Source organism: Paenibacillus sp. Root52 (assembly GCF_001426865.1).
Taxonomy (GTDB): domain Bacteria; phylum Bacillota; class Bacilli; order Paenibacillales; family Paenibacillaceae; genus Paenibacillus.
In genome coordinates this window covers 17,033-34,972 of record NZ_LMFO01000012.1, presented here as the reverse complement: position 1 = coordinate 34,972, position 17,940 = coordinate 17,033, and the positions used below count along the sequence as shown (strand labels likewise).

Sequence of the window (17,940 nt, the reverse complement as noted above, 5' to 3'; positions counted from 1 at the left end):
GGATTACATAATGTATCTGTAATTTGAGAACAAACGAATGAGGCAACGAGCAGATAAAGTATATTCATCAACGATCTTCTCAGCATACACCGTCAATTTTAACGAATCTGAGAGACCTTATTTGATCGAATCACGAGGAATGGAAATAGTAGGGAATCTGAGAAGCGTTATATGACGAAATACAACGGAATGGAACTAATTTTCGCACCCAAAAGGCGTATTAGCGTGTCAACGATTCGTTATCTTTTCCGAAATGTAATTTTCCCGCCAATAAGGCCTACTGAGTTCGTTAGGGATGGAGGTTAGCACTCAACAAAAAAAGTTGCCCCAAGTCATATGAACGACTTTTGAGACAACTCCTTATTTACTCCAACTATACTTTTGGATTTTTCACTTTACTTTTATTGATTCTTACTTTTTTGGCTTATTGCTTCGCTTCTTAATACATTACTTTTTTTATAACGTTACGCCCTGTTCTAACAATCAGCTCTTAATCACACCACGTCTTCTCTTTTGCATAAGATATACGCCCACCAGCAGAATGAACCACACTGGCGTTACAAACAACGCTACCCGGGTATCTTCTGCGAATCCGAGGATCACCAGAACAAAGACCAGGAAAGTGAGAATAATGTAATTCGAGAAAGGATATAACGGTAATCTGAATTTCGCACGCTTAGCAAGTTCCGGTTGAGTACGGCGATATTTCAGGTGACTGATTACGGTGATGCCCCACACAAAAATAAAGCAAACGGTCGACACACTCGTAATTAGAACAAACACGCCTTCAGGCATGACATAATTCAATATAATCGCAAGCAGAATAATCAACGTCGAGAAAAACAGGGCATTGGACGGTACCTTTCTCCGGTTAACTCGTGCAAACGAAGAAGGTGCATTGCGATCCTTTGCCATCGAGAATACCATACGACTTGTACTAAAAATAGCGCTATTACATGCCGAAGCCGCCGACGTCAGCACGACAAAATTTACAATCCCTGCTGCTGTGGCGATACCTACAGCGGCAAATACCTGTACAAATGGACTCTCACTCGGCACAATAGCGTTCCAAGGATAGATGCTCATAATGATCAACAATGCGCCAACGTAGAATAATAACACCCGAATCGGGATCTGGTTGATGGCCTTAGGAATGACTTTCTCTGGATTCTCTGTCTCCCCAGCTGTAAGCCCTACAAGTTCAATACCGACAAAGGCGAAGACAACCATCTGGAACGATAGTAAAAACCCATGTAACCCATGTGGGAATAGTCCACCATGACTCCAGATATTTGTGAAGCTTGCTGGACCCAGATCCGTAGAGAATCCTTTGACAATCATGAAGAGCCCAATAACAATCAGCGCCACAATGGCAATCACTTTAATTAAGGCAAACCAGAACTCCATTTCCCCAAACCATTTGACTGTAGCCAAATTCATGATCAACAGAATGACCAGTGCAATTAAGCCTGGCATCCATTGAGGAATGTTCGGAAACCAAAATTGTGTGTATAGTCCAACGGCTGTAACGTCCGCCATCGCAATCGATATCCAGCAGAACCAGTAGGTCCATCCCGTGACAAATGCCGCCATCTCCCCAAGGTAATCACGCACAAAGTCCACAAATGAATGATAGTTCAAATTGCTTAACAACAATTCTCCCAAGGCACGCATGATCAGGAACAGCACGATCCCTGTTATGATGTAGGCAAGCAGGATCGACGGCCCAGCCAATTGAATGGTTTTGCCTGCCCCTAGGAACAGTCCCGTACCAATGGCTCCCCCGATGGCCATCAGCTGCACATGCCTATTTTTTAACCCCCGCGTTAATGTTTCTTCCTGCATCGTACTCAACCACTCTCTTTCTGCTCATGCTCTCTAAGTTGCTAAAATAGTTATACCCCATCATATAATAATCTCCGCAGAATACAATCCCTGATTTTTTATTTTTTAAGACTGTCGAATCCCTTCTGCAGAAATATCAATGATTGCTTGGAGATTCAAACCCTTTTTCACGTGTACGTGCACTTCTGGGCAACAGCCCACATACAATAAATCGACCCTGTTCCCTTATGTGCTCAGGCCAGATCGTTGTAAAACTGCAGGAGGTGTCATCTGTGCCCGGATTGTTTACTGCAATTGCCCTATTCATCAAAGAGTTGACGTTGCTCGTCTCGTATGTCAAAAATAATGCATTCCCTCAACCGCTCGCTGAGGACGACGAAGCCAAACATTTACGCCTCATGGCCGAAGGCAATGCCCATTCTCGAAATCTGTTGATCGAACACAATTTGCGCCTCGTCGCACATATCGTTAAGAAATTTGATAATACGGGCGAAGATCAGGAGGACCTGATTTCAATCGGAACCATCGGTTTGATTAAGGCTATCGAAAGCTTCCAGCAAGGAAAAGGAACCAAGCTTGCTACGTTTGCGGCTCGTTGTATTGAAAACGAAATACTGATGCATCTCCGTTCCCTGAAAAAAACACGTAAAGACGTATCCCTGCATGATCCCATCGGTACGGATAAGGAAGGCAATGAAATTACACTAATAGATATCCTAGGAACAGAAGCAGATGATGTCGTAGATCGGGTTCAACTCAAAATTGAGAAAAGCAAAATTTATCGTAATCTCGATATTCTCGATGATCGGGAGAAAGAAGTCGTTATTGGCCGATTCGGTCTGGAAGCAGGTGGTGAAGAACGAACCCAGCGTGAAATCGCCAAGGAACTGGGCATCTCCCGTTCTTATGTGTCGCGGATTGAGAAAAGGGCGCTCATGAAGCTATATCATGAGTTCTATAAACAAAAGAGTTAGAAACTTCTTCACCTTCGAAGTCAGGTTCTGCATTGTAACCAAAAGGGAGCTTATCAGGTGCTTTAAAACTGCGCCCAAATAGCTCCCTTTGCATACCTACTTATATCTGCTCAACCTCAAACTTTCCATCCACGGAACGGACTAGATACAACGTATCAAACCCTTCAGCATATGTAGGCATTTGCAGATTCTTCATCGTGCTTTTGAGTCCAACTTCCGGAATCTTAGCGGCTCCTTCTCTCAGTGCATTCCTCGAATAAGACAACTCATAATCAGGTTCAAAATAATAACCTACAACCTTAAATCGGTTCCTCTTGGCTGCATCGATATACTTTTTTCGTTCTTCGATCGTGGGATTCGTATTATCAATCACAAAGGGTTGTTTCGCCTCAAGCGAAGCGGTTAAATAAATCTGCTCACGATGTCTCGTTCTCAACATATCCAGATTGATTCGCATATGCGTTTTGAAAAAGTTTGCTTGATAAAATGTCGATTTCCCCGAGGCCTGTATCCCAATAAAAATTATACATTCCACTGTTATTCATCCTTTTGTAGATAAACGTATTGATTAATATATTCACGATCCTGACTAAAGATAGGCGTTTCAAAATCCACGTCCCATTTGCTCCGCGTAGCTTCACCCTTTTTGTAAAATTGCTTCGTTATACAGGCTCCACGTTTTTGCCAGATCGGTAGGTCATTCCAATTGATCCCTTTCTCAAGGAATAACTTATCCTGTAGACTTTTCCCATCTAGCCCCTGTAGTTCGTTATGTGGAAAATGAGCTTGAGCTACCATGGAGATGCTGTTCTTCGTTGCATCCTGTTGGCGCCAGAGAAAATAATTGGTCACTTCATCCGGCGGGAGCACCCAAGCCCTGCTATCAAACGTGGCAAGTGGCTTATCCGGATAATGATCTCGGATCACTTCATTAAATTTGGCAGTTGCCATTGAGGCAGATACGGAAACCATCTTTTGCAGGTTATTTTCAAACCATGATTTCGTTGTTAATTTATCGTAGTTCGTCAACAGAAGAGATATTTCATCGCTCTGATGGTACACTAATTTGCACCCCATAATGTTCTGCGCTAAGTATTTACTGGTCTCCCACAGAGCCCCTGTCAGTGCTTCATCAAATGGTTTCTTCAAGCCACGTGTAAACGTGTGAAAGTGACATCCATCGATTCGAATAATAATCGGTAGCCGCTGAGGCAGGGTTTGTCTGAATGTATTTTCATACCCCTTCATCCGATTTCCAAAATCATCTTTTCTCATCTCTTACCCCTCCTGCAAAACCTATGTAATTAAAATCCTCGTTGTCTCGTCTTGTCGGTACTTTTATTGTCTAACGTGCAACTCTATCACTAGCTATTTATCACCTCATTATACAACGTAAAAAGCTTGCGAACTATTGGTTTCTCAGATTAATCATTACTTTCCATCTTAATTATCCTGAAACACAAAAAAACCTCCATCCCACTTCTCAATGTGTGAACAGAGGTTTTGTATGCTGCATGATATCCCTATTTAATTCGCCGATGCAACTTCTACCATTTCCGACTTATCAATCAATCGTTTTCTCCGATCCATTCCTACACTAATCAATAACCCTAATAATCCACAGGCTGCAATAACGGCTGCGTAGAGCGGTACGGAACCCAGCCCCGTATGGGTAATTGCGAAGCCACCTAAGTACGCACCCCAGGCGTTACCCAAATTGAAAGCCGAATGACTTGATGTCGTTGCAAGTAATGGCGCTTCTCGGGTCAGGTTCATAATGCGAATCTGCAATCCTGGCATAATACCGAAGGCCGCGACACCCCAGCAAAATATCGTAAACACCGCTAGATAAGCATTCTCTAGCGTGAACGTAAGTACAGCGAGAAGTACAGCTAGTATACCGAAATTAACTATTAGTGACGGCATCAGCTTCCAATCCGCCAGACGTCCACCTACCATATTGCCAAGGGTAACACCTACGCCGAACAGCACAAGAATCCAGGTTACATTTTGCTCCGCAAAACCACTAATATCCACTAACATTGGGGTAATGTACGTGAACACGGCAAAGAGACTTCCACATCCTAGCGCACCAACAAGTAGAACCAATAATACCTGCGGGCGAATCAGGTTGCGAAACTGTTGCATCAGATTCGCCGGAGCGCCTTGCGGGATAACCGGAATAAAGCGAATGATCCCAATTAACGAAATGATGCCTAGGATTGTAATCGCACCGAACGATGATCGCCACCCCAATTGTTGACCAATAAATGTACCAAATGGAACGCCAATGATATTCGCAATCGTAAGTCCTGCGAGCACAACGGATACAGCTCCTGCCCTTCTCTCTGGAGCAACCAGCTTCGTTGCCATAATCGACCCCACACCTAGAAACGTACCATGCGCAAATGCCGTCAAAATACGTGCGGAGATTAGTAACCCATAGGTTGGTGCTATAACAGACAAAGCGTTGCCTAGAATGAAAATGCACATTAATAGGACAAGCAATCTCTTTTGCGGTATTTTATGTGTAAACACCGTTAATATCGGTGCACCTACAGCTACACCAAGCGCATATCCCGTAATAAGTTGACCTGCTTGTGGAATGCTTACATTCAGATCTGTCGCCACGTTTGGCAACAATCCCATAATGATAAATTCGGTCATACCAATCGCAAATGCACCTACAGTGAGGCACAGCAAGGACAATGGAAATGCACCTCGCGGATTGGATGGCGAAGCTTGCGCCTTCTTGCTCTCTGTCTTACTCATACGATGTCTCTTCTCCTATCCGTTTAACATAATGAAACCTTGCGCATCTCTATAAACACAACTTATATAGTATACCGCCTTGCTCTAATCCTGAACAGCAATTCTCGGTATTCAGGCGCTATAGGGACATAGAGAAGCTGTGGGACTTTAGTTTTAAATCTGTCTTTTACATATAGGTCAGACTTACCTTTTATCCCATTTTTTGTTGAAATACTCCTTAGCATATGTTTAATTGGTATGAATTCATAAGGAGGTATTACACATTGATAAGAAAAGAATTTAAGGCATTTTTGGCTTTTGTCATGTTCGCCACTGTTGTATTAGGAACTTTCCAGCATCCCCGAGCAAGTGCCGAGGAATCAGTTAACAACGAAATAACAACCGAAGAGAATTGGTGGGATGTGGACGCAGCACAAAGCTTAAGCACAGCAAACGACTCCTCTAAGCAACTAACCAAAGAAGAGGTCTTAGATATCGCTAGAGAACAACTTGAGAATCAGAATGCATCACAAGAGAGCATTGATTATTTCACTAACCTTATCGAGAACGAATATAACGCTATGCCTAACGAAGGAATAACAACGCAAGCTCAGGCTACACAAGCCGCAACTGTTAATTTCAAACAAGTATTGATGAAGAGAGGTGGAGAGGATTACTATCAGTCTTACCTGGGAAGTAGATATATCGCCACTCACCGAGTGCAATACTTACCACCGACGGTGACAGCAGATATTATAGACAAAAAGCTGCGCGGAAACCTGACCACTTGGCAGCATGTGATGACGGCATTGTTAGGCTGGCCAATCTCTGCCAAATTCCCTGTAATCGGCCATATTATTTCAGCAGTAGGTGTTCTCAACACGATTGATTCATATATGACGTCTGAAACGATCCGTAAGATTGAAGCATCTACCGGAGCATCTAGAATTATTAGTTACAACTCCTCCCAGGGAGAAGACACTCTGTGGGTACCTTGGACAGAATACCCATACGCTAACGTTAGCGTCGACTCACAGTACTCTAAGAATTCCAGTCATGTGATCTATTAAAATTAAATTGATATTACGAATCAATATCAATCATCAAGTCATGACCAGGCTTACTATTATCCAATGTGAAAGGGACTTAACATGAATACTCAACCTCTGAAGAACAAAATTTGGTATTATTTCACCATTGTTTCTTTTGCCCTCCTACTTCTCAGTTCATTCATGTTAGAACAGATAACTTCCCAATCTGCGGTTGAGCAGTTATTGGGTGCGTATATCATCCCCGTGTACGTTGTCGTTCTTGTTGTCATCTCCACCATAATCCGACAACGGGATGAGTTATTCAATTTAACACTAATCATCTTCGCCACATACGCACATGCAGACTACACTGATATGCTCCTAACGCATTGGATTATTTCATTAGCTCTTCCGGTTCTATTTATCCTGCGGCTGATCTTCGTCGTAAAAAGGAAACATAAAACCGCGATTAGCATTGGAATAGGAGCCGCTGTTATTTATCTCTTCTTCTACCTTCGCTATACGCTTGATGTCATATAACACGAACAAAGCCAAAATCACAGGATCTCACCCGTGATTTTGGCTTTTATTCGCTCTATGCCACAGCCCATTCACTACCTCATCTAACGTTTCTTGCATAGCCAGCTTCTCTCGCCATTGGACTGGAATGCCGCTCAGACCATAATATGCACCGGCAATTTGCCCATACACAGCTCCGGTTGTATCCGCATCATCGCCTAAGTTTACCGCCAAGAGTGCTCCTTCTGCAAAAGTAGAAGATTTATAAAAAGCCCACAAAGCCGCTTCAAGCGAACGAACGACATAACCACTCCCTTGAATTCCGGGTGGCTCCATGCGCTGATAAGACGCTTCCACCACTTCCTCTATGCCAGGGGAAAATGTCTTCGATTCCCGCCACTGACGAATGGTCACTGGGGACAACATGGTTTCTTTGCTCGCTCCCTGAAGTCCAGCCACCAGAATCGCAGCCAACACACCACAGGCTTCTACGCTTTCGGTCGTGGCATGTGTTGTTCGAGAACTCATCTCGGCATACCGCACCGCTTCTTCCGGGTGGTTAGCATAGGCCATCGCTACTGGAGCAAGCCGCATAATGGAGCCGTTGCCTGCCGTATTCGGATTCGTAGATCCACTATACGGCTCCCCTGACACTGCAAATCGTTCCAAAGCGTTCCGCGTCGCCCCGCCAATATCGAAGCATGTTCCCGTACTGCTCATGTATCCCACTTGGTACCAGTTTGTATATCTTCGCATCTGATCTGCAGGGTCAAAAGCTTCTCTTCGCACCAAACTTTCTGCCAGACACAGAGCCATAGAGGTATCATCTGTCCATTGCCCAGCCTTTAACCCAAATACGCCGCCACCCACCATATCTGTCATTGGTTCAAATGTTCCCGGGGCACTGAATTCCACAGTTGTACCGAGTGCATCGCCAGCGGCAAGTCCAATGAACGTTCCATTAAAGCGATCTTGATTAAGCATCTGCCATTCCTCCTCTTCCATTCACCATTCAACCTAGATTAACTTCTTTCATTTTGACACATGCCTCAATGTGGCGCAAAAAGATTAATATTCCACACTTATTTAGCCTTATTTCAATTGCCTTTCTTCTATTATAAAAGTGTCGAAACCTGTTGAACGGTTGTCATATCCAATAATTCATAAAAAAAGTTTAAAAAAAGTAAACTGAAAATACAGTTTTTCCAGTACACCGCTTACATGCAAAAGGCATAACGGTTTATGACTTTTTCTATTTTCTGAAAACACGTCATTCATGTGCAATTTTTCAATGTAAACAATCATAACGCGCTTGACCCTTCACTTTGTCCTATGTTACGGTTTTATTAGATACAGCGCATATTATTTTCCAATTTTATTGCATTAACCTGTTGTCTGCGTCAACTAACATGCCGCAGGTTAAATAATACAGGAAATGAATTTGCAGAAAGTTTTCATTTTTATTCCAAACGATATAGGTTCAACTAAACTTTTTGCACGAGAACGGAGAGGACAGAAATAACGTGAAGAAGCGAAGCGTTCGCCTTTATCACCGGATTTTCCCTTTGAAGAAGGGAATCCAAAAAATCTGGGGATAACAGCGATCGGAAGGTTATTCTGTTATCGGAGTGGCAAGTGTAAACATTCTTTAGTTGAACTTATCTAATTCTGAAACAGGAGGAAACAAATTTATGATTAAGGCACTGGTTTTTGATTTTGACGGAACGATTATTGATACAGAAACAGCATGGTATGTCGCTTTTCGAGATGCCTATAAGGAACATGGTGTCGACCTGACCCTGGAGATGTATTCACAATGCATCGGTACCAGTCTAAAAACATTTAATCCCTATGAGTACTTAATAACAGATTTGAATCTTCCGATCGATCGGGATGCGTTCAGGGAATCCGTTCAGTTGCATCACGCAGCACTGATGAACAAAGAACAAGTCAGACCCGGTATCCAGAACTACCTCGATGCAGCACGCGAAGCAGGATTGAAATTGGCCGTTGCGTCCAGCTCGAAGCGCGAGTGGGTTGAGCAACACCTCGAACAACTGAAGCTTAAGGATTATTTCGAAGTAATCCGTACAGCTGACGATGTAGCCAATGTGAAGCCGGATCCAGAATTATATAATCAAGCTCTTGAAGCCCTTGGAGTAACTGCAGACGAAGCCGTCGCGATTGAAGATTCACCTAACGGCGCGCGTGCAGCTGCTGCGGCAGGTATTCACTGTGTCGTTATCTCCAATACCATTACCGGGACACTTGAATTCGACATGCCTCACCAACGGCTATCCTGCCTGACCGACCTCGAATTTAATGATCTGATCTCGAAGCCACTCGTCACTACCGTTTAAGTCTGAACGAATGCTGCTTCATTTCAATGATTAAAAGGGGGAGTTCACACATGAAAGCTGTACATTTTGGTGCGGGCAATATAGGCCGCGGTTTTATCGGTCATATGTTGTCCGCTTCCGATTACGAAGTCTGCTTTGTCGCACGTAACCCGAAGAAAATCTCCATGCTCCAGAAGAGGAAAGAGTATCCGATTACACTTGCAAATCGTGATCAGGATACAACGATTGTAAATAACGTAACTGCCATCAACGTTGGCGAACAAGATCGAGTAGCCGAGCATATTGCCTCGGCTGATCTGATAACAACGGCAGTTGGTGTATCAGCACTTGAAGATATCGCGGAACCGATTGCCAAGGGCATTCACCTTCGCATGCAACAACGTAACCCTGCTCCGCTCCATATTATTGCTTGTGAGAATGCTATTGGAGGAAGTACACGCCTTAAGAAGCGTATCTACCCTTTACTTGATGAACAGACTCGCCAGAAAGCGGAGCGCTATGTCGCCTTCCCTAATGCGGCTGTAGATCGGATCGTACCCGCTCAGGATCACCAGGATCCCTTACAGGTGACGGTTGAACCGTTCTACGAATGGGTTGTACATCGCCCCGCGTTATTGGATGGATTCAAGAAAATTAAAGGTGTACACTACGTTGATTCTCTTGAGCCATATATTGAACGTAAAATGTTTACCGTCAACACCGGACACTGTGTTGCGGCATACTTCGGATATCTCGAAGGATTCAAGACCATTCGACAGGTCATGAGTCACAAACCGCTTCGTGAGAAAATTCGTCATGTCATGGAAGAGACCGGAGCAATGCTCATCCAGAAACATGGCTTCGATCCACAGAAGCATAGCAGGTACATTGATACCATTCTCGAACGCTTTGCCAATCCGAACCTGACAGATCAGGTGACCCGGGTCGGCCGCTCACCTCTTCGCAAGTTATCGCCTTACGACCGGCTTGTTCGCCCAGCGATGCAGGCCAGTGAATTCGGAATAGCAATTCCTCATTTAACTTCCGCTATGGCAGCCGCAATGTTGTTCAACTACGAACGAGACGAGGAAGCCATGACGCTACAACACATGATTCGTGAGGACGGCGTATCCGCCTTTATTCGCGAACGCATGGGTATTCCCGACGCACATCCCGTTCATGGGCAAGTTGTCGCCCGTTATGAAGACATTAAAGGGCGCAAGGAAGCTACGATTTTGACTTAATCAGATATTGATGTCTGGGTCATTCTTGATATGAATAGAACAAGGGCTCAGAACGAAGACCTTAGAACAAGCAAAAGCCGGGAGGAACCCATGCACTTAAGCATAGTCCCTTCCGGCTTTATCATGTTTGTATCCTTATTTAGGAGAAACCTTTTCGTTCATGATGGAATTCAAAGATGCATATGCCATTGGCAAGAACCCTTCGGACGACTCACCAATAGGTGCATTCACACGGAAGATAAACCCGTTTCCATCCAGCTCTTTCACAATATAATATTCTGTCTTCTTATCGTTCTGAGACATCATGTATAGCTGAGCATCATTCATCGATCCCGTGCTAAGCTCTTTCTTGGTTAATTCCTTAACCTCTCCAGTCTCTGACAGCTCTTCTTTTGCATCCATTTTCAAGAAATCCAGATTATAGTCAGAAGGCAACTTTTCAATCTCTACCTCATAATCGGGATCAATCTTCATCGTCAATTCATTCTCATCTGCGTCGAATGCCATCGGTTCAAATACATACAACGAATATCCATTACCCTGTGCCAGCGTGACGGGACGTTTCTCTGTCATTCCTTCTACAGTCACTTCTAACTCAGACGTCTTGGGACGATCCGATGTACCATTAGCCCCTGTATTCGAGCCATTATCATCGTCATCTACTTCAACCTTCGTAATTTCCTTGACCACAAGTTGTTTGATCGTCGTATCTCCCGCAAAGGTTCTCTCTACATACTTGAAACGAACCGTATCCTCATCATCTATATCGTCGAATAAGGGCTGAACACTCTCTTCTACCTGGAACGACATCGGTTCATCCTTTACCCGAATCTCTACCGTATGAGGATCCGCCCAACCTGTAAGGATGCCTTCTGCTTCAATCACATCACCCTCTGCAGGTTGCTCCTCCGGTGCAGGCGCAGGTGCCTGTTCCCCTGTATTGTTGGTAGGTGGTTGCACCGCCGGATTACTGTTACCACAGGCGACGAGTGAGAACCCCATCATTAAAACTAGAATCGATGCACTAATATTCATTGTACTTCGCATATGAACACCTCCGTTAGCTTATACGCAATGATGCTTGTCCATGTTGCTTGACATTTAACTGAGCTACTTACTACTACTTACACCACTGACGTTATACTCAATCAAAAGGATACTCCAGCAGACTAGCATCTCACCGCTTAGCTTGCCTGATCCATCTGCACAAGCTTGGCATTCGCATTGTTAAAGGTTTTGGTCTGGATATTGAACTGCTTCCTGAACTCGGCAACTTGCACATATTGCGCATTTCGTTCTCGAATCGCTCGTTTAATCTTCACAAGGTTCGGCTTAACATCGTCTCTCATCATCGAATACAGCAGTTCTTCTGCATCCAAGCTCTGTTTATAGGACGCAACGAATCCGTCGAACGTAGCCGCTCTTACCTGATATTGATCCAGCACAGCCTGTGCTTGAGCCAACGTTTCTTCTTTTTCAAAAGACAATTCATCTAGAGACGTTCGAAGACTATCGATCTGCTCCAATGTCTGCTTCATGGCCGAATCAGCCTCGTCCAACAATTTCCGACGTTCATTAATGTGTTGGGCTGCCTGGTCTAATAGATCCTCAATATGGCTGTTTTTGTTCTTCCCCTTACTCAGAATCTCCGTATATAATTCCATGTCTTCCCGTTCATGACGAGAAAGCTCCTTCAGGCTCTCATCGATCCCCTGATCATGCTGAAGCCATTGATTCACCTGATTCGCCGCTGGTTCCTGCGGCTGTCCGCAGGCGGTAAGAAGCAGGATCAGCCCTATGCTGAATGCCGTCCACATTGTTTTTTTTCTGCCAAGCACCTGATCGACTCTCTCCCTTTTGCATCTGTTATGCCATTTCTCGAATCTATTTCAATGTTTTCCTACAATGCGTGTTCTTGAATCATCTCTTACAAACGCGTATCTCCGCTAAAATTAGCAATCCAATGCGCACTCGGATCATATACCTCGAACTCATAACCACGATCTTCTAGCATTTTCAAAATACGAGGCAATGCCTGTACGGTCTGTTCACGTTCATGCATGAGAATGACTTCTTTATCCCGATGTACGCTACTGCTGACGCGATCTACAATCTTATCTGGCTGTCCAGGCAGATTCCAATCCAGGGAGTCTGTGGTCCAATCCCACATTTTGAAACCGGCTGCCGCAATGTCTCCTCGGAATTTCTCTCCGATCTGCGGGCTGCTGCCATAAGGGGCGCGAATCAGATGAGGTGTGAAACCAATCAGCTCCTGTACCATCTTCTGTTCCTTCTTAAACTCCTTGACAAAATTCGAGGAGCTACCGCTCTTATACAGTTTATTATAGTTATGCGTCATACTATGAAGACCGGGATAGCTGCCTTCTTTTACAAGCCGCTCGACCACCTCTTTGTGTTGATTCAACTGTCGTCCGATCATGAAGAAGGTCGCCTTCGCCTCATGTTGCTTCAAAATGTCCAGCAGTGTTGCGGTATGTTCACTTGGTCCATCATCAAAAGTTATGTATGCCAGCTTGCGAACCTGACCTTGGAACCTCACAGGCTCTTCCTTCACATCTGGAGTCATTGCAATCATGCCAAGCTTCGTCGGTTGCTCAATGGCCGTGATAGGTGGGGGTGCAACGTAATCTTTGATCCAGTGTGTCATTCCAATGAAAATATATGTTAAACCGGTAATCAGCATTACAAGAATCAGCAACGCTGCACTAAGTCTCCCATACCGGATTCGTCTACGTTTGTGCGTCTTCATTCGGCTTGTTGTCTGCGAGATCGCGCCGTTCTTTCCCGCTGTCTGCTCTACTTTCACTACCAGGCCACTTCCTTAATTTCATTTTTCCCGAATCTTGGTATATTATATCGTTTCATGTCTCTATATAGAAGATTAATAGAAAAGCCCTGTGGGAGAATGACAGAATAGTTACAAGCTCGGTTACAATCTACTTATCTATTTTCATATGATGCATTTCCTGTGGATTCATTCTCCTGTATAATGATTTCATTTACGCCATTTGACTTCAAGAAGGAGCTACACCCATGACAAGCTTGAAACATACCGGCAGATCCATCTATCTGTTATTCTTTGTCGGTATTATCGCCATCTCGTTTTCTTCTATCTTTGTACGCTGGTCTTCCGCGGATGTTGCGGTAATCGCCATGTATCGTCTCTTCCTTACCAACCTGCTGATGCTTCCGTTTATCTGGAAGTACAGACATGAAATGTTACGTCTCAACGTCAGACAATGGGCATTGTTGGTCGCTTCTGGGGTTATGCTTGCACTTCACTTCCTGCTCTGGATGGGCTCTCTGCGCCTAACGAGTGTCGCCAGCTCAACCGTGATTCTAGCGCTCGAACCGATTCTAATCTTGGCCGGTTCCATCTGGCTGTTCAAAGCCAAAGTGAACCGTATGATGATTATCGGAATGGGTATCGCACTGCTCGGTTCCATCGCTATTGGCGCAGGAGACTTCCAGTTGGCGGGAACCGCACTTCAAGGCGACATTCTCTCGTTGCTCGGCACCATTGCTGTAGCGGTACACATGCTGTTAGGACAGTTTTTGCGATCAGGACTTAGTGCCTTTTCCTATAATTTCTGGGTATTCTTCGTCGCTGCCTGTACACTAGCTGTATACAATCTAATCCAGGGTCATGCCTTTGGTGGTTATGCGGCTACCGAGTGGGGGATTTTCCTGTTGCTTGCTATTGTGCCAACGATCTTTGGACATTATCTCTTCAACTGGCTGCTTCAATATATGAATGCAACGACGGTATCCATGGGGGTACTTGGGGAGCCTGTTTTCTCCTCCCTGCTGGCCTGGATGCTACTTGGCGAATCGTTGAGTACGCTGCAGATGTCTGCCGGCGTGTTCATCCTATTTGGCGTGTGGATCTTCATTCGATATGGCAAAACGAAGCCACAACTTGCTCCTGCCGAGGACAATATTGTAGGAAACACCCCTGCTAAACCAACTGTTGTATAAAGTAGGCCGGGCAATGCTATAGCTATATGAAACTCATGCGTTACAAACGAATCTCATTCCTTATAAGGCGGTGTATTGTTATGAAAAATATTGTATCCATGCGCTGGTTGCTCGCCAGAATGTACGAACCAGATGTTGTCATTGCGGATTGCCGTTTCCTACTCGGTCAACCGACTGCCGGAAGAGAGGCATATGAAGCGGGTCATATTCCAGGGGCAGTGTACCTCGATCTAGAACAGGATCTTTCCTCTCCAGTGTCGGCTCATGGCGGACGTCATCCCCTGCCTGATCCAGCTGTGCTCGCAAGTCGCCTAGCCAAAGCTGGGATCAGTTCTAACGCTCGCATCGTTGCGTATGATGATCAGGGCGGCATGAACGCCTCGCGGCTATGGTGGTTGCTACGTTATATGGGACATGAACAGGTGTATGTGATGGATGAAGGCTTTACCGCTTGGCAAAATGCGAAGTTCCCTGTTACGACGGATGTACCGGTTCAGATTCCATCTTCGTTCGAGTGGAACGTACAACCTCAGATGCTGGCAAGTGTAGAGGATGTGCAACAAGCGTCGGCAAGCGGTAGCGCCGTGCTCATCGACTCCCGCGATGCCCGCCGTTATGCAGGGCTGGAGGAACCCATTGATGCGAAGGCCGGACATATTCCGGGGGCAGTGAACTATTTTTGGAAAGACGTGCTTAATGCGGATGGTCGCTGGTCTGGTGTCGACGCATTGGAAGAGCGGTTCGTGAAACTGGGGAAAGATGATGCCATTATCGTGTATTGTGGTTCAGGTGTCTCGGCTTGCCCGAACGTGATTGCGTTGGAAGAAGCGGGATTCTCGAATGTGAAGCTGTATTCAGGGAGCTGGAGCGACTGGATTAGTTATGAGGAGAATGCAGTGGCTATAGGTAATAAGGAAGCGCACAAAGACGTATAGCAGTGTATCGATGTTGAATACATCGCCAGGTGGCTTATCTGCCCCGGCGATGTATTTTTTACAGTTCATGAGCGTCAACAGGAGATCAACATGTAGAAGGTGAAGCCATATTCACTGTAATAAATATTACTAGGCTGAAGGCAGCCAATTTGAATGTCTTTGTTAATATCCTGGAATACGCGAGAGATAAAGTCATTTTTGCACAAGCAGACTTATCCAGTTCCTTTCCCCTCAGTGAAATAAAATCTGCAACAGAACATGAGGGGATGCATTAATGAGTCCGTGAACCAAGATAATCACCCACACTCTACGATAGCGGGCCCATAAATAACCAAGAAACAGACCCGTAACCCCATGATTTGCAATCACTGTTGCCACATCAATATCCCACTGACCATAACCTTGAATGGCAACATGCCAGATGGACCATAGTATTGAAACCATTAGTATGGCAGGCCATCTTCCAAGCAATGCCTCCAATCGAGTCTGCAACCATACCCGATAGAAAACTTCCTCCAATACACTATTGATCATAAAACCAATGAACACCAAGAGAAATAATTCTGTCATGTCAGTTGCTTCGATTACTCCTTCTGGTTGTGCAATTGGGGAATAGAACTTTAGATAACCCCAGACCACAATAATGATTAGTGGTGCAATGACGTTTCTGCGAGAGCGAGGCTTTGCCGAGATAATTTGTTGCTGCCCGCCAGTCGTTTTGCGATAAATTAGCAAGAAAATCAGTGGAATGCACAACAGTGTCGCTAACTTGAACGCTAAATAATATAGCTCGAAATGTAATCCTTGAGGGTCTATCATTACAAGAGCAGCCGTAAATAAAACACCTGATATTAATAACACAATCGATTGAACAACCAAGTGAAGTCTCTCCATTTGTTGGAAGGGCGTATGATTTTGACTTTTATAAGGAATCAGACGGATTAGCAAAATACCAAGGAATGCCGGCAACCAACTATGCCATATTGGAATCACTCCCTCATGGTCGGCCGTGTACCTTATACTAAAGTTTCCGGTCCACACTAACCACAGTACAGCAGCAAACATAATTATCATGCACAATAAGCCAATTGCCTTTCCCCATGCCGGAAGCATTACTTTGAATTGCTGGTTCATTCCCTTTGCACTCCTTTGAGTTGCATGCGGCATTTGCCCCTTTTTTTAATTCAGTTGAGTTAAATAAACTTTAGCACATTCCATCTTAATCGTCTATTTAATTCACTTGAGTTAAATAATATGATATTCTGTGTGTATGCCAAAAATCGTAGACCATGAGAAAATGAAGAATATTATCGCTGAAGCAACTTGGAAAATCATTAGCGAGAAAGGCATTCATCAGGCAACCTCAAGAACGATTGCGAAGGAGGCCGGATTATCTCAAGGAGCCTTAAGACACTACTTTTCAAAACAAGAGAGCCTATTAGCGTTTGCGATGGAGTTAGTTAAGGAAAAGGTTCTTATTCGGTTAAGAAATCTAAATGCAAGAGAACTGGCGCCTCAAGAAAGAATTGTTGAATACTTGCTTGAGCTAGTCCCGACTGATGAACAAACATTATTGGAAATGCAGGTTTGGTTTGCATTTGTAGCCTATGGAAAAACGCAAAAAGGGTTCGATACCAATTATGAGGACCTCCAAAACGCAATCAAGAATTGCATTATATGCTTGAAAAATGAAGGTCTTCTGAGCACAACCGATGAAGAGAAGGAACAAGAAAAATTGTATGCCTTTATGAATGGAATGGCTCTCAATTTGTATCTAGAGCCGGATAAGATAAATCGAACACGAAGCAAAGAAATGATACAAGACTACATTAATTGGATCATACGTTAAAGGGAAGATTGCCGTATAAATCGGGGAGTTACGTCTGCTGGCCAGAGCCAAGCAGAATACGCTTTCCGTGCCTGTGCATATTCAGGTGTGCATGGATTGATATTCTCTTGGGGTCCAGAGCTGCCTGCTGTGTAACCAATTGCAGAAACCAATCTACTGCTGGAGCGACTGGATTAGTTATGAGGAGAATGCGGTGGCTACGGGTAATGCCGAAGCGAACAAAGAAGTATAACAGTGTATCGATGTTGAATACATCGCCAGGTGGCTTATCTACCCGGCGATGTATTTTTCTATATTTGGAGTCAACAACGATATCCAACTGGCATTTGATTCAACGGTAGATCAACCGATTTACCCATCGTAGACACATCGTTGTATATGGCTACAAAACACACAGAAGTAGACATAAGGTGGCCGCTTTTTGGGATTCATGATAACAAGAAACCGTGATGGA

General features: G+C 44.5%; 18 protein-coding genes. 8 read left to right on the top strand and 10 right to left on the bottom strand.

The features are described from left to right. Window positions 1–483: 483 nt before the first annotated feature. On the bottom strand, window positions 484–1,845 hold the full coding sequence (locus tag ASD24_RS11615; RefSeq protein WP_056695714.1) for an amino acid permease: 1,362 nt from the start codon (window positions 1,843–1,845) through the stop codon (window positions 484–486). A gap of 272 nt (window positions 1,846–2,117) precedes the next feature. On the opposite strand from ASD24_RS11615, the gene sigK reads away from it, so the two are divergent. Further along, on the top strand, window positions 2,118–2,819 hold the full coding sequence (gene sigK / locus ASD24_RS11610; RefSeq protein WP_056695710.1) for an RNA polymerase sporulation sigma factor SigK: 702 nt from the start codon (window positions 2,118–2,120) through the stop codon (window positions 2,817–2,819). A 100-nt stretch (window positions 2,820–2,919) separates the two neighbouring features. Here sigK and ASD24_RS11605 read toward each other — a convergent pair whose 3' ends face one another. The 3 genes from ASD24_RS11605 to ASD24_RS11595 all read right to left on the bottom strand — a co-directional run bounded on the left by ASD24_RS11605 (window position 2,920) and on the right by ASD24_RS11595 (window position 5,591). Then, window positions 2,920–3,354, bottom strand: coding sequence for an ATP-binding protein (locus ASD24_RS11605; RefSeq protein WP_056695708.1), 435 nt, complete (start codon window positions 3,352–3,354; stop codon window positions 2,920–2,922). A 2-nt stretch (window positions 3,355–3,356) separates the two neighbouring features. Beyond that, complete coding sequence (locus ASD24_RS11600; RefSeq protein WP_056695704.1) at window positions 3,357–4,094, bottom strand: tRNA(His) guanylyltransferase Thg1 family protein; 738 nt, start codon at window positions 4,092–4,094, stop codon at window positions 3,357–3,359. Between the two features lie 252 nt (window positions 4,095–4,346). Further along, a complete protein-coding gene (locus ASD24_RS11595) occupies window positions 4,347–5,591 on the bottom strand; it encodes an MFS transporter (RefSeq protein WP_056695701.1) in 1,245 nt (414 codons plus the stop codon). 263 nt (window positions 5,592–5,854) lie between these two features. On the opposite strand from ASD24_RS11595, the gene ASD24_RS11590 reads away from it, so the two are divergent. Together ASD24_RS11590 and ASD24_RS11585 are read left to right on the top strand one after the other, a co-directional pair. After that, entirely contained in the window at window positions 5,855–6,640 is a 786-nt protein-coding gene (locus tag ASD24_RS11590) for a hypothetical protein (RefSeq protein ID WP_056695698.1), read from the top strand. Between the two features lie 81 nt (window positions 6,641–6,721). Beyond that, complete coding sequence (locus tag ASD24_RS11585) at window positions 6,722–7,141, top strand: hypothetical protein (RefSeq protein WP_056695696.1); 420 nt, start codon at window positions 6,722–6,724, stop codon at window positions 7,139–7,141. A gap of 27 nt (window positions 7,142–7,168) precedes the next feature. On the opposite strand, the gene ASD24_RS11580 is transcribed toward ASD24_RS11585, so the two are convergent. After that, window positions 7,169–8,104 (bottom strand): ADP-ribosylglycohydrolase family protein, encoded by a 936-nt coding sequence (locus ASD24_RS11580; protein WP_056695693.1) that lies wholly within the window; start codon window positions 8,102–8,104, stop codon window positions 7,169–7,171. Window positions 8,105–8,811: 707 nt separating this feature from the next. On the opposite strand from ASD24_RS11580, the gene ASD24_RS11575 reads away from it, so the two are divergent. Further along, entirely contained in the window at window positions 8,812–9,480 is a 669-nt protein-coding gene (locus tag ASD24_RS11575; RefSeq protein ID WP_056695690.1) for an HAD family hydrolase, read from the top strand. 50 nt (window positions 9,481–9,530) lie between these two features. Next, window positions 9,531–10,703, top strand: a complete 1,173-nt coding sequence (locus ASD24_RS11570; RefSeq protein WP_056695688.1) for a mannitol-1-phosphate 5-dehydrogenase — start codon at window positions 9,531–9,533, stop codon at window positions 10,701–10,703. Window positions 10,704–10,838: 135 nt separating this feature from the next. Here the strand turns inward: ASD24_RS11570 and ASD24_RS11565 are convergent, their stop codons facing one another. The 3 genes from ASD24_RS11565 to ASD24_RS11555 form a co-directional block, all read right to left on the bottom strand. Next, a complete protein-coding gene (locus tag ASD24_RS11565) occupies window positions 10,839–11,750 on the bottom strand; it encodes a hypothetical protein (RefSeq protein ID WP_056695684.1) in 912 nt (303 codons plus the stop codon). Window positions 11,751–11,887: 137 nt separating this feature from the next. After that, window positions 11,888–12,541, bottom strand: coding sequence for a YkyA family protein (locus ASD24_RS11560; protein WP_056695682.1), 654 nt, complete (start codon window positions 12,539–12,541; stop codon window positions 11,888–11,890). An 89-nt stretch (window positions 12,542–12,630) separates the two neighbouring features. Further along, window positions 12,631–13,530, bottom strand: a complete 900-nt coding sequence (locus ASD24_RS11555) for a polysaccharide deacetylase family protein (RefSeq protein WP_235540528.1) — start codon at window positions 13,528–13,530, stop codon at window positions 12,631–12,633. A 227-nt stretch (window positions 13,531–13,757) separates the two neighbouring features. On the opposite strand from ASD24_RS11555, the gene ASD24_RS11550 reads away from it, so the two are divergent. Continuing rightward, window positions 13,758–14,702 carry a DMT family transporter gene (locus tag ASD24_RS11550; RefSeq protein WP_056695680.1) on the top strand — a complete coding sequence of 315 codons (945 nt, stop codon included), beginning with the start codon at window positions 13,758–13,760 and terminating at the stop codon, window positions 14,700–14,702. An 80-nt stretch (window positions 14,703–14,782) separates the two neighbouring features. Beyond that, window positions 14,783–15,637, top strand: a complete 855-nt coding sequence (locus ASD24_RS11545) for a sulfurtransferase (protein WP_056695677.1) — start codon at window positions 14,783–14,785, stop codon at window positions 15,635–15,637. Window positions 15,638–15,868: 231 nt separating this feature from the next. On the opposite strand, the gene ASD24_RS11540 is transcribed toward ASD24_RS11545, so the two are convergent. After that, window positions 15,869–16,771, bottom strand: coding sequence for a CPBP family intramembrane glutamic endopeptidase (locus tag ASD24_RS11540; RefSeq protein WP_056695674.1), 903 nt, complete (start codon window positions 16,769–16,771; stop codon window positions 15,869–15,871). A 163-nt stretch (window positions 16,772–16,934) separates the two neighbouring features. Between ASD24_RS11540 and ASD24_RS11535 the strand changes: the two genes are divergently transcribed. After that, a complete protein-coding gene (locus tag ASD24_RS11535; protein ID WP_235540526.1) occupies window positions 16,935–17,486 on the top strand; it encodes a TetR/AcrR family transcriptional regulator in 552 nt (183 codons plus the stop codon). Between the two features lie 28 nt (window positions 17,487–17,514). Here the strand turns inward: ASD24_RS11535 and ASD24_RS30280 are convergent, their stop codons facing one another. Continuing rightward, the gene (locus ASD24_RS30280) at window positions 17,515–17,805 is read right to left on the bottom strand and encodes a hypothetical protein (protein ID WP_156395435.1); all 291 of its coding nucleotides are present in this window, start codon (window positions 17,803–17,805) and stop codon (window positions 17,515–17,517) included. Window positions 17,806–17,940: the final 135 nt, after the last annotated feature.